Annotated in this window: 13 protein-coding genes; 5 read left to right on the top strand and 8 right to left on the bottom strand. The window is 53.9% G+C overall.

Annotated features, from left to right (window positions below; genetic code table 11):
- Positions 1-93: 93 nt before the first annotated feature.
- The 3 genes from soil367_RS18160 to soil367_RS18150 all read right to left on the bottom strand — a co-directional run bounded on the left by soil367_RS18160 (position 94) and on the right by soil367_RS18150 (position 1,808).
- Positions 94-483, bottom strand: a complete 390-nt coding sequence (locus tag soil367_RS18160) for a hypothetical protein (protein ID WP_136550431.1) — start codon at positions 481-483, stop codon at positions 94-96.
- 70 nt (positions 484-553) lie between these two features.
- The gene (locus tag soil367_RS18155; protein WP_136550430.1) at positions 554-967 is read right to left on the bottom strand and encodes a hypothetical protein; all 414 of its coding nucleotides are present in this window, start codon (positions 965-967) and stop codon (positions 554-556) included.
- On the bottom strand, positions 960-1,808 hold the full coding sequence (locus soil367_RS18150) for a hypothetical protein (RefSeq protein WP_136550429.1): 849 nt from the start codon (positions 1,806-1,808) through the stop codon (positions 960-962). The genes soil367_RS18155 and soil367_RS18150 overlap by 8 nt, the downstream gene beginning before the upstream one ends.
- A gap of 149 nt (positions 1,809-1,957) precedes the next feature.
- Here soil367_RS18150 and soil367_RS18145 point away from each other — a divergent pair, with 149 nt between their 5' ends.
- A complete protein-coding gene (locus tag soil367_RS18145) occupies positions 1,958-3,190 on the top strand; it encodes a hypothetical protein (RefSeq protein WP_136550428.1) in 1,233 nt (410 codons plus the stop codon).
- Positions 3,191-3,303: 113 nt separating this feature from the next.
- The gene (locus soil367_RS18140; RefSeq protein ID WP_425459987.1) at positions 3,304-5,640 is read left to right on the top strand and encodes a TOTE conflict system archaeo-eukaryotic primase domain-containing protein; all 2,337 of its coding nucleotides are present in this window, start codon (positions 3,304-3,306) and stop codon (positions 5,638-5,640) included.
- A gap of 174 nt (positions 5,641-5,814) precedes the next feature.
- Here the strand turns inward: soil367_RS18140 and soil367_RS18135 are convergent, their stop codons facing one another.
- Genes soil367_RS18135 through soil367_RS18125 form a run of 3 tightly spaced genes read right to left on the bottom strand, consistent with a single transcriptional unit; the run spans position 5,815 to position 7,698 of the window.
- A complete protein-coding gene (locus soil367_RS18135) occupies positions 5,815-6,249 on the bottom strand; it encodes a ubiquitination-like system serine protease family protein (protein WP_216642747.1) in 435 nt (144 codons plus the stop codon).
- A gap of 5 nt (positions 6,250-6,254) precedes the next feature.
- Positions 6,255-7,469 carry a ThiF family adenylyltransferase gene (locus soil367_RS18130; RefSeq protein ID WP_216642746.1) on the bottom strand — a complete coding sequence of 405 codons (1,215 nt, stop codon included), beginning with the start codon at positions 7,467-7,469 and terminating at the stop codon, positions 6,255-6,257.
- A complete protein-coding gene (locus soil367_RS18125) occupies positions 7,429-7,698 on the bottom strand; it encodes a multiubiquitin domain-containing protein (RefSeq protein WP_136550426.1) in 270 nt (89 codons plus the stop codon). Before soil367_RS18125 ends, soil367_RS18130 begins: the two co-directional genes overlap by 41 nt.
- Before the next feature lie 123 nt (positions 7,699-7,821).
- On the opposite strand from soil367_RS18125, the gene soil367_RS18120 reads away from it, so the two are divergent.
- Positions 7,822-8,697 (top strand): BrxR family helix-turn-helix transcriptional regulator, encoded by an 876-nt coding sequence (locus soil367_RS18120; RefSeq protein WP_172962391.1) that lies wholly within the window; start codon positions 7,822-7,824, stop codon positions 8,695-8,697.
- 236 nt (positions 8,698-8,933) lie between these two features.
- On the opposite strand, the gene soil367_RS18115 is transcribed toward soil367_RS18120, so the two are convergent.
- Together soil367_RS18115 and soil367_RS18110 are read right to left on the bottom strand one after the other, a co-directional pair.
- On the bottom strand, positions 8,934-9,245 hold the full coding sequence (locus tag soil367_RS18115; protein WP_136550424.1) for an AzlD domain-containing protein: 312 nt from the start codon (positions 9,243-9,245) through the stop codon (positions 8,934-8,936).
- Positions 9,242-9,925 (bottom strand): AzlC family ABC transporter permease, encoded by a 684-nt coding sequence (locus soil367_RS18110; protein WP_172962390.1) that lies wholly within the window; start codon positions 9,923-9,925, stop codon positions 9,242-9,244. The genes soil367_RS18115 and soil367_RS18110 overlap by 4 nt, the downstream gene beginning before the upstream one ends.
- 226 nt (positions 9,926-10,151) lie before the next feature.
- On the opposite strand from soil367_RS18110, the gene soil367_RS18105 reads away from it, so the two are divergent.
- On the top strand, positions 10,152-11,258 hold the full coding sequence (locus soil367_RS18105) for an efflux RND transporter periplasmic adaptor subunit (protein WP_136550422.1): 1,107 nt from the start codon (positions 10,152-10,154) through the stop codon (positions 11,256-11,258).
- Positions 11,255-14,389, top strand: coding sequence for an efflux RND transporter permease subunit (locus soil367_RS18100; protein ID WP_136550421.1), 3,135 nt, complete (start codon positions 11,255-11,257; stop codon positions 14,387-14,389). The genes soil367_RS18105 and soil367_RS18100 overlap by 4 nt, the downstream gene beginning before the upstream one ends.
- The last annotated feature ends 106 nt before the right edge of the window (positions 14,390-14,495 follow it).

Here is a 14,495-nt window from a genome sequence, read left to right as displayed (position 1 = left end):
GTTCTCTCTGGCCGGTCTGGTTTAAGTGGTTCTGGTGGCCCTTGCGGGGTTCGAACTTCTGGTTCCTCTGATCTGTACCCATAAGGAACCACCTCAAGAGTCGAAAAACTGCCCGAACGGATCATCCTCCCGGAGGATCGGATTGACTCTGATGTCATCGAACAGATCGCCTGCGCCTTCTTGACTCCGGGTGCCGGAGGTTGCCGTGCCGCTCGGACCGTTTTCTTCCCTATCACTACTTTGACTAAACGACGCCATTTTTTTCTCGAATTCAGGAAACGTCATTTCACCATCGGGTCCCTTGGCGAAAACCGTCTTGTAAGCATCGACTGCGGCCATTGCGAAGCGAATGAGCAGTGGGGCCACCCAGATCACGAACAATAGATACCATGTGTAAAGCGCTGCATCAGTACCCCTAAAGGCGAGCTCCACAACGCCGATCCCGGCGAGCCCCACTGCTATTATTTTTGTCACCCTCACCATGGTTTCAGTCCCCGATAGTTCTTTACTTCGAAGTTATCAGAACCTGAAAAAATGCAAGTTTTGACCGGCGTCAGGCCGCTCTGGCTCGCCCGGCCAGCCATGGCAGTTTCACCTTGCTGTAGGCATCATTTGTCATCGCCCTCAAATCTTCCACCTCTAGGTGTGGAACCAGCCACGCAGTGCCTTGATATCGAACTCGCGGGTAGTTGGATGGCTGGAATACGCCATGAGGGAGGTCGTCCTCATCGCCCAGCCACTGTCTGAGCCGGATATCGATACACCAGCCCTGTTCGAGCTCGATCCAACAATGGGGGGCAGTGACCATTCGGCTCAGTCGGTCCTCTGCGTATCCGATACGGCATTGATGGAAGATGCCTTGCTCTCTCAGGGCATTGCTGATCACAGAGGTCATGCAGTCGCTATCGATTTTGGCGTCTTCAAGCGGCAACAGCGCGAACTCAAGTTCATCATGCCAGTCACTCATGATCTGGCTCCTTAAACATCAGTCGCTGCCCCTGCTCGTAAAGCACAGGGTAAGGCAACGGTTTGCCATTCAGGGTGACGGTGTGTGGAGGAAAATACACCACCATCCAGGATGGTAAGGCACCACTGACCGTGCGGTAGAACTCGTCCAAAGGGAAGCTGAGTTGCTCATCTGACTGCCGGAAAACAAGGCGGGAATAATTCTCTGGATGATTGGCTGCAATGTTGTAGCTTTCGGGCTCAGCACCTTCCACGTAGGCCGGAGACTTCCAGCGATTCGGCGTTTTGATGTTGTAAGCAACCACACATTGACCAGCACCGCATCCATGCTCAGTGCTTTCAATCGACCAGAGCATCAGTGGATGGCCGTCAATCTCAGGCGTTTCCACGTTACTGAGTTTGGTGGCACTCAACGCCATATCATTGGCAGCTAGCCGGATGGCCTGGTCAACCAGATCTACATACTGCTCATAGGCCTGAGCCTCTGAAGTGGCCATCGACGCAGGCATCCATCCCATCAGGCTTGGTCTCGCCGATGGATTGTCCGGTGTCATCATGATGTCGGTAGCGTTGAACAAAAGCGTCTGGCTACCCGATAGATGTCGAAGCGGTGCATCGAATGAAGTCGCCAGGCTGGCGAGATCCAGTAATGGCACCAACATGCCTTTATTGTAGGAGCGGGTACCATCCTCAGAATCCCGCAAATCCATATCGTAGATGCCACCGGCTCTCGCCAGGTTTAAGGCCCGAGACTCTTCCGGATTGTAAGCTCGTGGGGTAGCCGCGCAGCCAGCCAGGGCAGCGGCCAATATTGCCGTAGTTAAGGGTGCTAATCTTTTCATTATGTCCTCCTGCTTTTATTAAATATTCTCATGAGGTTGAGAATATGCAAGAGGAAAACTAAAAATAATTCTTTTAAATCAATAGTTTGTACTAACATAACAAAGTTCAAAGCCGGACGTAGCGAAAAGTTGGCGGGGCAGGCATATCATTGGCTATAAAAGAAAATGGCACTTTTGATCAGCAGAGGTTACCTATGGAAAGCGTCGCCGCAATTACGCGAGAATCACTTTACAGCGAGGTATGGGCAGAGCCTGTCTCCAGAGTTGCGCCGCGCTATGGGATATCCGGTGTTGCATTGGGAAAGGTTTGTCGCAAGCACAAGATACCTTTGCCGCCACGTGGGTACTGGGCAAAAATCAACGCCGGACATTCACCGAAGAAAATTCCGCTTCCTACCGCCAAGGAGTTTGAAAATTACTCCCTGCCTCTCAGTCGATCACGCACTTATAACCCCAATAATCCTGATGCCTCGCGTAAAAAAGCCACGACAGCCCAAGAACGTATAGGCTTTGTTGATGTGCCAGAACTTCTCGAATCTCCGCATCCCTTGATAAGGAAAGCATCCAAGCGACTGAGACAAAAAGCCGGATGGGACAACTACAAAGGACTGCGTTCAGCGCCTGGAGAAATTTTTGCTTTCGAAGTGACTAGAGATGCCATCGATAGAGCATTATTGATAGGCGACACACTGATAAAAGCGCTTGAACGTCAGGGTATGAAGGTTTGGGTAGACCGTGAAAAGAGTCGTACCCTGATCGGACTGGACGAAACTTCGTTGACCATAGCAATCAGCGAGCATGTCGCCAGGAGCAAGCATGAGGTAACCGCAGCAGAGAAAAAAGCAATTGAACGCTGGCAACGTTCTCCGAATCGCTGGGGAACCGGATCCCACTACCCAAGGCCACCTGACTACGACTATCACCCAACCGGAAAATTGACGATTTCAATCGGCGGTTACCCATCCAGAAGTTGGGGGGATACGCCGAAAACTCTGCTGGAGCAAAGGCTGCATCAAGTTGTTGCCGGTGCATTAGACCTGATTGAAGAGCAGCGCATCCGAACTGAAGAACAGGAACGCAGGCGCCTGGCATGGCAAAAGGCAAAAGATCGGCACGACCGACTGGCGGAGCTCCGGAAACAGGAGCTGGAGCAACTTGAGAAATTGAAGACGAACGCTACGCAGTGGCTAGAAGCTGAACGGTTACGACAATATATCGAAGCGGTAGAACAGGCTGCGGTCCAGAATGGGGAGCTCAGCGAGGAAATCAAGGATTGGATAAGCTGGGCTCGGATCAAAGCAGACTGCATGGACCCGTTAATAGCAGTCTCAGATGCTATTCTGGATGGCCCGGAACCAAAGTCGCCGGGCTATTATTACTGACGAGAAAAGTCCGCTATTTATTTTTATAATCGAAAAAATATATCTGATAGGATTGGAAAAAGATCGAAAAGCTTGATCACCTTGCTTGGCAAATTCAGGGGTAGGAGGCATGTATCCGAATAGAAGAAGAGCTCGCAGCCATCGCACTGAAGTTATCCGAACTTGAGAGGGAAAAGGCTGCCCTTCTCTCCCGAAGGAAGGAGCTTCATCGCACTGCGCAACAATCCACAGTAACGCAGCTGAAACCTGATCAAAAAGCTGAATTGTTCCGGAAGCTCTTTCGCGGCAGACAGGATGTCTATGCAGTCCGCTGGACGGGTTCTAGTGGCCGTTCCGGCTATGCCGTGGCCTGCGAAAATGAATGGGTTCCGGGCACCTGTCAGAAACCCCGGATCAAGTGCGGCGAGTGCCCGCACAAAAAATTTAAACCTCTGGATTTCAATGCAGTGTATGAACACCTGTCCGGCAAGCATGTCGCAGGGTTATACCCTTTGTTGCCGGACAGTTCCTGTTATCTGCTGGCTGTAGATTTTGATAAGGAGGACTGGAGAGCAGATGTTCGTGCGCTGGCCCAGGCTTGTCGTGATGAAGGTGTCCCTTATCTTGTAGAGATCTCCCGGTCCGGTGCGGGTGCCCACCTATGGATCTTCTTTTCGGACGCCGTTCCGGCCTGGTCCGCGAGGGCTTTGGGGTTCAAGCTGCTGGACAAAGCCATGGAACGCCACCCGGGCCTGTCCTTCGATTCTTATGACCGGCTATTCCCCAACCAGGATACGATGCCCGATGGTGGATTTGGCAATTTGATTGCCCTTCCGCTTCAGCATGAGGCGCGAAGTCGTGGATGTACTGTATTCGTCGACGATAAGCTAACCCCGTATCCGGATCAGTGGGCGCTACTTAGTCAGCAAAAGACCGTTTCGCCGGCTCAGCTTCGAGATATGGTTGGAAATGAGCCTGATTCCGATGCGATAGCAGAGGTTGCGTTGCCGTGGGAACAAGCTTTACCGGTCGATACAGGGATAATTTCAGGATGTCCCGAGAGCATCACGCTTACCCTGGCCAATCACATTTATATGAAGTTGTCAGACATACCAGGGACACTGGCGGCACGAATAAAGCGCATGGCGAGCTTTGCCAATCCAGTATTTTTCAAAACCCAGGCACTTCGATTTTCAACTCATGGCATCCCTCGTTACATATCCTGTGCCCGGATTGAGCAAGGTTATATCTCGGTACCGAGAGGCTGCTTTGATGATCTTCAGGCATTGTTGCGCGAACAGGGAATAACGGTAGAAATCGATGACCGCAGAATGCCTGGCCAGTTGCTGCCGGAAGTCAGCCTGAAAGCAACGCTGCGTCGTGATCAGAAAAAGGCTGTGACGGCGCTTGCCGATCACGATACCGGAATTCTTCATGCTCCGACCGCTTTCGGCAAAACCGTAACCGCTATTGGCATTGTGGCCAAACGGCAGGTAAACACGCTGATCCTCACTCACAGTCGTCAGTTACTGGATCAATGGAAGGAGCGTCTGGAAACCTTCATTGAGGGTGCATCCGTGGGTGTGATTGGCGGCGGCAAAAAGAAACCTACCGGTCAGATCGACGTTGCCACCTATCAAAGCCTGATCAACAAGAAAGATAATACGGTCTCAAGTAAGGTCCGGGAATACGGGCAGGTCATCATCGATGAATGTCACCATATTTCAGCTCCTCGTTACGAGATGCTACTTAACGAAGTCAGCGCCCGATATGTCGTGGGCCTCACCGCAACGCCTGACCGTCAGGATGGTCACCAAAAAATCATGTTTATGGTTGCGGGACCCGTTCGTCACAAAGTCAGGGCTGACCACGGTTCCAGGTTTGTCCAACGTGTCATCGTTCGGGAACGTCACGAAACGCCACCTACGGACATCTGTCAGAATAATGGTGAACGACCACACATAGCATCGGTTTACCGTTGGCTCGCCCAGAGCAATGCCCGGAATCAGGACATTGTTCAGGATGTCGTACGTTGTGTGCAAAACTTGGCAAACTGCCTTTTGCTCACGGAACGACGAGAGCATGCTGAAACGCTGGCAACACTGCTAGAGGCTGAGTCCATATCGTCGGTTGTGTTACGTGGAGGGATGGGCGTCAGAGAACGCCGGGCGGCGGAATCGCGGCTACACGAAGCTCAGGTTATCGTTGCAACCGGGAAATACATCGGAGAAGGCTTTGACTTGCCTCGGCTGGACACTCTGTTTCTAGCCCTGCCCATCGCCTGGAAAGGAACGCTGTCGCAGTATGCTGGCAGGATCCACCGGGATGCCGACGGCAAGCAGGAAGTCACTGTCTATGACTACCTGGATATCAGCCTGCCAATGCTTGAACGCATGTTCCGGAAGCGCGAGAAAGGCTACAAGGCCATGGGGTATCAGCTTGTCTCCTCTGAACAAACCAGGTTGCTGTAGGCCTTGGAGGGCTTTTGGAGCTTCCTCAGTCGGCCTGATTATAACCTTGATAAACCACCTGGCAGAGGGATTCCAAACCCAGGGTTCTTTGCAAGTTAATCTGCAACAACCACTTATGGCCTCGATACTCTTATAGGGATATTCTGCCCTGGCTAATCCAAGCAAATTCCGGTTTTACAAACCAAACCAGCGTTTGATCGTTGCCCAGATGTGGAAAATAATACTTGCTTCACCTTGTACTCTTTTCTTTGGCGGATGCCTTTGAGCGTTATCTTCCGCAAAAAAGGCGGCTTTCCGTCTCAGATTGGCGTCCCTTCCCCTTTCGATAGTCGCTTGTGACATATCCTCTGCCCAAACAACTCTGCTATTTCGAATCCAGTAATGGGAACGGCATTCAAAACTCCAATTCCCAATTGATGGATAAAGCGTGACGTTATTGCCCGTAATCTTAAGAGACCAGTCGGTTGCCCCTATGGGTGTCACAACCTCTTTTCCACAACCACAACAGCATAAATGGATCGCTGTGCCGTACTTGCGGGATATATAAAGGATGCCTTGCTCAAGCCGCTCGGGAATAAATTCGACTTCTTGAAGCGTGACACCTGCCATTTTCCTCACGAGACCTCCTCTGAAAGTTCATCTCTCGTGAGCTGATGCGTATTTATGGAATAACAAGATTGATGCTCAAGATAGCAATCTTGATAAAAGCCACAATACTTCTTCCATTTGATCACTGCCAAAGTGGCGTTCAGAGCATTGAGATCTGCCACTTGGATATTACTGCGATACAGGTCGTCGCCACGCTCTCCGGTAAAGGAAGCATATTTACTGATATGGTCACTCTTGGATTCCGTACTGAGTGTGGTTCGGCAAGTCCCAACTAAGGTCAGATCTTCTTCGACAAGCGTGATATCCATTCCCACATCAATAAAAGGAATCTCCGCTTTCGTGAGGAAATCAGCGATAATTTTTCGTACCACTGGCCTATCAACACATATGAAAACGAAGTCGAATTCAGCTAAATCATCAACGGTTGTTTCATCGATAAATTGATGGTGGGCCACTAAGCCATTTCTCATATGACCGTACATGTCTTCAAAATAGCCAACCTTTGACGGTTGGGACTGAAGCGCCTGAAGTGAGGCCGCTCCCGGCGCTCTGAATGCGTTATGCTGCTGAAAGTCATCACCATCGAAAAGGTGTATCTCTCTGATAGGGGTTTTAGCTAGTTGGTCCAGAATGTATGAACCAGTGCCCCCCAAGCCTATGATGCCAACCTTATCCATCGCAAGCTTTTGTGAGACTGCTGTGATACCAGTCCTGCTCGAAGCTGAGTCAACATAAAGAAAAGGGGACGTTTCATCGGTTTCCGGAATAGGCTTAAAAGTCTGCGCAGAAACGTTCGGGTCGATGGCCCTTGCATACTGGGAGAGGAGCAAAGCGTATCGAGACATTTTTTGAAAGTAGTCTTGGTACCCGCCGGATGGTTTATTCGAAAATCTGTAGCGGGCTTCGATCCCGTCAGTGAGAGTTTGACGGATTTCTCCCTGACCGCCGAGTCCACTCACAGGCTTACCCTGATTCGTGTGTGGCAAAGAACCGGTAAACCAAACCTGGTGGTCTCTGACCGGAGAACAAGTTTGCTCTCCACTGAGCTCGAGAGCACTAATCAGATCGCCCCAATCAAGTGTCCCCGACGCATTGACGTAGGGTACAGAGTGGACGATTAAATAACCGTCCCTGCATTCGACTTCGTACCCTTCATTCTGGAGGCGACGAAGATCGGGATTATGATTGATCAGTTTTTGTGACATTGAAGATGATGCCATCTTTAATTACCTCTTCTTGACCTTCCACCATCGTTCCGTCTTTGCCGTGAGGGTTGGAAAACGTGACTGTGTAGATTCGCTGTGGTGACGGTTGCTCTCCGGGAAATGCAATTTGCACCACCTCCAAGTAACTCAGCTTCTTTTGGGTAACCTCTTTGGGCCGCCCATTCACTATGATCGAGTAACTTTTGTTCTGACCCGGTGCCTGCTCTGACTTGCCGTTGCTCATCGCCTTTTCTCCAATTGACAGTTCGAATAGAAATTATGCTGATCATGCTCTTATGAGGGATGCTACAATAAGAACAAAAAGTATGTCAACATAAAAATTATGCGGACCAAGAGCGGAGCAGAAATGACTCAAAAAGTTGGTAACTGGAGCGCCGAAACACGGCTGCAATTCATTGAATTTAGGCTATATTGGGAGGGTAAGATCAACCGGCAGGATCTCATCGAGCAATTCCGAATTTCTGTACCTCAGTGTACGCTTGATTTGAAGCGGTACCTCGATCTGGCTCCAGAAAATGTCTATTACGACCGCAAGCGAAAGGCCTATCTTGCAACAGAAGAGTTCTCCCCAAAGCTCATAACCCCTAGCTCAGGTGACTACTTGGCCCAGCTTGAAGTTCTCCAAGCGGAACATGCCAGTAGCCTATCCCATGAATCCTTCATCAGTTCGCCACCTGATTTTGACGTTGTGCCAGTGCCAGAACGAAGGATTGATCCATCGCTCTTGAGACAGTTGCTGAGAATTATTGGGGAGGGCATGGCTGTAAGCATTCTTTATCAGTCACTTTCACGCGACGAGCCCAGCCACCGTTGGATAACGCCACATGCTATGGCATCGGACGGGTACAGGTGGCACTTACGCAGCTACTGCCACGAGCGTCAGAAGTTCATTGACTTTGTATTTGGCCGTATTCTAGAGATCGGAGGGACTCGTGAAAGCGGAATTGATGGCTCATCGGATACTGATTGGCACACATACCTGGAATTGACGATTGCTCCAAACCCCAGCCTGCCTCCGGCTCACAAACGAGTCATCGAACTAGACTATGGAATGAACAATGGCATAGCTAAGATTCAGGTACGAAAGGCGCTGTCCTCTTATTTGAAAAAGCGTCTTGGCTTTATCTCCGACCTGTCGCGGCCGGGAGAGTCCACAGATGAGTTGCCCCATGTGCAGCAAATTGTATTGCTTGACGAGAGGGAAATAGCTCCGGGCTTCTAGGTTAGTCGGATTGGTGGGGAGGAGGTAAGTTAGTACGTTCCCAGTTTCCCACTTTTCCCAGCTTTGAGGTGGGTCTCGGCCTCCGGATCGGCAGAGTTTTGTCAAGAATTGACGCTTTTTTTCGCAAAACCCTGCCCCTCCCACAGTGCTCCGGAAATTTCATAACATGATGTTTTTAAAGGAAATAACACATTCTGCATCGGCAAGTAGTGTCAGCCGGTACTGTCCACGATTTACTAAACAAGAAGCAGGCTCACACCCCAGCAAGCCAGTAAAGTCACGGTCACCGTTAACAGCAACGAACTCCTCCGGGGCAGCGCCAGCACGGTCGCCACCATCAGGGCCGTCAGTGCTAGCGCGACATGGTCGGCAGCATGGAATACCCCGGGTATGATGAGCGCGCCCAGTGCTGCAGGCGGAACAAAGCCCAGGCTACGAACCAGTGTCGGAGGCAACCACTGCTCCAGATCCACCAGCATCGGCAGAACACGTGGCAGTGCCGTCGCGACCGCCATGGCCAGGATCAGTTCCCAGACACCAGTCGTCATTGTTTCTTCTCCGCCACCATCAGTCCGCCAGCGATAGCGCCTGCTATGGTCGCCAGGACAATTCCCCAGCCGGCACTCAGCAGTGGCTGCATGAGACTGCTTCCAACCATGGCCACCAGCGCAGCTACGGCCGCCGGAAAGGACCGCCTGATCTGGGGCACCAGCAGGGCCACAAACATGGCATAAAGACCAATGCTGAAAAGGCCGGCTAACGAAGCGGGTATACCGGCAGCGAACCAGCTGCCCACAGCCGTACCGGCCACCCAGGCCGAGTAAGCGCCCAAGCCCACTCCCAACAGGTAGGCTGCCGGGACGTTAATCGATGGAGCACTGGCCGCAAGCGAGAACGTTTCATCAGTAACCAGCAGCGATGACAGTTTCATCACCGCTCCGGGTTGCTCACCGAAGCGGTTTCGAAGACTCAGCACCATGATCAGGTGGCGCAGGTTAAGGAAAAATACGCCCAGGACAATCTGCAGGGGATCTACCCCGGCAGCAATCAGGCCAACCGCGACAAATTGGGCAGCCCCGGCGAAGACGGTAACCGACATCATCACGGCTTCGGCAGCTGAAAGCTGGTTTTGTACGGCCAGCACCCCAAACCCCACGGCTATGGGGAAGTAGCCAACCATGACTGGAGCTGCCTCCCGCGCGCCGCGCTGGAAGTCTTGCATAAACATGCGCATTCTCTGGAACGTCCTGGCCTCGCCAAAAGGAAGCGATTCTGAGCCAGTGCTACGCGCCAGGCAATCACAAGACCTTCGCAAAAGTGCACAGGTCGGTTTCAGGTGCGCATCTCGGCAACAAATCTGTCCCAGGTCCTGACGTGGAACTTTCTTGCACTTTTTGCTGACATAATCAGCCTGGAGCCCAACAGCTATCGGTTTTTGTCCTTGGAGGCCTGCAATGAAGCAGTGGCTTTGGAGTTTTATCCTGTTGGTCATTGCGCTGGGCGCAACGGCTTATCTCATGCAGCCTGCAGATTCTGCCGATGACGAGGGCCCGCGCGGGCGCGTGACCCACGTCAATGTCGTTCAGCCCGAGCGGGCCCAGATACAGGACCGACTGCGGGCAGTGGGGACCGCCCGGGCGAGAAACTCCGTGGACATCGTCAGCGAAGTCGACGGTCGAATTGTCGATATTCATTTCACCGAAGGCCAGCAAGTTGTGCAAGGCGACCGCCTGGTCAGTCTCGACAAGCGACAGGCCCAGGCGGATATGGCCGTTGCAGAGGCACGTCTGAAAGATGCCGAGGCCAAGTTCCGGCGTGCTGAAAGTCTACAGAAGAGCAACAGTATTTCTGCTGCGGAAGTGGATGAGCTGGTAGCGGGGCTGGCCGTGGCGCGGGCCAGTCTTGAGCTGGCCCGGAGCCGTTTGGACAACCTTGAAGTCGTCGCGCCTTTCGACGGAGTGCTCGGTCTGAAGGAAGTCAGCGTCGGCGCCTGGTTGAGCGCTGGGCAGCTGATTACCACGCTGGACAGCATCGATCAAATGCTGGTGCGCTTTCAGGTTCCCCAACGGTATATCGACCAGTTGCAATCCGGGCAAGCGATAGACGTGGCAACCAGTGGCGCTGCATCTACGCGATTGAGCGGCGAAGTGACCGAACTGGGTTCCCGTGTTGACCCGCTCAGTCGCACGCTCACGGTACAGTCCCAGGTTTCCAATCCCGACGCCCGGTTATACCCGGGACAGTTCCTCGACGTCTCCTTAACGCTCGATACCCGCACGGGACTCCAGATTCCCGAACAGGCTGTGATGACCCGCGGCCGGGAGAATTTTGTCTATGTCATCGCGGACGGATTAGCCAAGAGAGTGCCGCTGGAGCTGGGTAGCCGCCTCGCCGGCCGGGTAGAAGTTGTGGAAGGTTTAACCCTCGAAGACCGGGTTGTAATCAACGGCCAGGATGGGCTTTCCAGCGGCGATCCGGTCAAGGTACTTGACGATGATGATGCGCTGCTGGAGCCCGCACCTTCTTCGCAGATCAGGGCCGGCGGGGACGATCAGTTATGATTCTGACTGATACCTCCATAAAGCGCCCGGTCTTTGCCACGGTTATCAGCCTGCTGATCATCACGTTTGGCATTGCGGCGTTGCTCGGGTTGCCGGTACGGGAGTACCCGGACATTGACCCGCCCGAGGTTGCGATAACCACGGACTACATTGGCGCCGCACCAGAGGTTATTGATACGCAGATTACCCAGGTTATCGAAGGCGCCATCTCACGCGTCGATGGCATCAAAACCATTGAGTCCAGCAGTGAACTCAACGATTCCCGGACCACGGTTGAGTTTGTTTCCGGGCGGGACGTGGATGTGGCAGCCAACGACATCCGCGACGCGATATCACGGGTTGCCGATCAGCTGCCGGAAGAGGCAGAAGCGCCCGTGGTGACTAAATCAAATGCGGACGCCCGGCCAATGATCTGGATGGCCCTGCAGAGTGATGAGTGGAGCAGCGAGCAGTTAACAGATTTTGCCGAGCGTACGCTTGTCGACCGTTTGTCGGTGGTCAGTGGCGTGGCTGACGTCCAGATTGGGGGCGAGCGGCGTTACGCCATCCGTGTCTGGCTCGACCGGGAGCGCATGGCCTCGCGCGAGGTTACCGTTGCCGATATAGAGCGTGCCTTGCGCGCAAATAATGTGGAGCTACCGGCGGGTGAGATCGAGTCGATCAGCCGCAAATTCACCGTGCGGACCGCCAGCCGCCTGGCCGATGTTGAGCAGTTCGCCAATCTTGTGGTCCGGCGCCAGGACGACTATCAGCTGCGCCTGGGCGAAGTTGCAAGGGTTGAGCTTGGGGCAGAGGATGACAACACTTATGTGCGGGCGAATGGTCGCAATGCGATTGGTCTGGGCATCATTCGCCAGTCCAAGTCCAACACGGTTGCGATCTCGGATCGGGTCAGAGAAGAGGTTGAGCGTATCCGGCCGCAACTGCCCCCGGAGGTCGATTTGCAGGTTCTTTACGACGAGTCCCTGTTCATCCGCGCTTCCATTACCGAGGTGTTGGTGACGCTGGCTATTTCGGTGGCACTGGTCATTCTGGTTATCTTCATCTTCCTGCGCTCTGTTCGAGCGACATTGATCCCCGCTTTTACCATACCCGTTGCCATTATCGGGGCATTCAGCGGCCTGGCCGTACTGGGTTTCTCCATCAACGTGCTCACACTGCTGGCCGTCATTCTGGCGATCGGACTGGTGGTGGACGATGCGATTGTCATGCTTGAGAACATCCAGCGACGGATCGATCTGGGCGAACCACGACTGGTCGCAGCCTACCGCGGCGCGCGCCAGGTTTCATTCGCGATTGTCGCGACGACTGTCACGCTGGTGGCCGTGTTTGTGCCTATCTCATTTATGGGTGGCAACGTCGGCCGACTGTTTGCCGAATTCGGGTTCACCCTTGCGGTAGCGGTTATCTTTTCCAGCATTGTCGCACTGACCCTGGCGCCCATGCTTTGCTCGAAGTGGCTAAGCCGAAGCCCGACTCAAGAGCCTGGCAGCCATCGACTCTTCACCGCTACCGAGCGGGTGTTCGAGGGCATGACCCGGGGCTATCGCCGGCTGCTTGACCGTGCGCTGCGCAATGCAGTCTTCACCCTCACGCTGGGTATTGCCGGCACCATTGTTGCGTTCGGCGTGTTCCCGTTAATTGCCCAGGAGCTCGCGCCTACCGAAGACCGCGGCGTTTTTATTGTCCCGGCGACGTCCCCGGTGGGGTCGACTTCAGCCTTCACCAACCACCACGTCGGCAAACTGGAGCAGAAAATCCTGCCCTTCCTTGAGGAGGGCGAAATCGACCGCCTGTTTTCGATTACCGGATTCCGTGGCGAAGCCAACCGGGCTTTTGTAATTGTCGGCCTTGACCCCTGGGAAGCCCGCGAGAAGACGCAGCAACAACTGGTTTCCGAGATCAGTCCCTTGCTACGCGAAGTGCCGGGCTTGCGTGCATTCGCGGTAAACCCACCGGGGTTGGGTCAGAGCAGCTTCAATCAACCACTTGAGGTTGTCATAGGCGGACCCGACTATGGCGAAGTGAAGGCCTGGGCAGAGCGGCTGCTGGAAAAAGCGAGGGAGAACCCGAACCTGCTCGATCTGGACATTGACTACGAAGAGCGTCAGCCCCAACTCAACGTGCAGCTTGACCGCGACAAAGCTGCCGATCTGGATATCACGGTGGAGGATATCGGCCTTACGCTACAGACCATGCTGGCTTCCCGGCAGGTCACGCGCTATCTCGACCGGGGGCGAGAGTACGACGTCATCGTGCAGGCGGCCGATAAAGACCGAATGACGCCCGCGGACCTTGGGAGCGTGTTCCTGCGGCCGCGGGACGGTGGCGAGCTGATTCCGTTGAGCGCGATCGTGACGACCGAAGAACGGGGCGTGCCCCGAGAGCTCCGCCGCGTCGACCGCCTCCCGGCCATTACCCTGACCGCCTCGCTCGCGCCGGGATACGACCTCGGTACCGCACTGGCCGATATCACCTCTCTGGCTGAACGGGAGCTGCCCACCGAGGCCCGCATCTCACTCAAAGGGCTATCCCGGGAGTTTTCCGAAGCCTCATCTGCGGTCTACATCACCTTCGGCCTGGCGTTCCTGATTGTCTTTCTGGTGTTGGCCGCCCAATTCGAAAGCTGGGTGCACCCGGCTATTATCATGCTGTCGGTACCGCTGGCGATAACGGGAGCGCTTCTGGCCCTTTGGGCAACGGGTATCAGCCTGAATATCTATAGTCAGATCGGTATGGTGATGCTGCTCGGCCTCATGGCCAAGAATGGCATTCTCGTGGTTGAGTTCGCCAATCAGCTCAGGGACCAGGGTTACTCGGTCCGCGATGCGATTCTGGAAGGGTCTGCGATTCGCTTCCGGCCGATTCTCATGACTACAATCTCGACTATTTTCGGCGCTGTACCGCTGGTTATTGCCACCGGCGCCGGGGCAGAAAGCCGTGCTTCCATCGGCGTGGTCATTCTGGGCGGCCTTGTTTTCGCGACTACTTTGACGCTGTTTATCATTCCGGTGCTGTATAACCTTCTCGCTCGATTTACCCGGTCCGCCAACGCCATCAGCAAAGACCTGGAGCGGGAGATTGAGCAGATTGCGGATCCCGAGGCTCAACCAGACAGTCCAGCCCGTTAGAGCGGGGACGCGGGTCAGCGCCCGACCGCTCAACAAGGGGTCGGTGAGCCAGACGGCAAAGCCTGTGTATAAGTTGTAGAACAACTCATTGATAACGTCTGGATAG

This window comes from Hydrocarboniclastica marina, from assembly GCF_004851605.1.
GTDB classification, from domain to species: domain Bacteria; phylum Pseudomonadota; class Gammaproteobacteria; order Pseudomonadales; family Oleiphilaceae; genus Hydrocarboniclastica; species Hydrocarboniclastica marina.
Note: the sequence above shows the minus strand (reverse complement) of the source record. Positions and strands in the feature narration are given on the sequence as shown.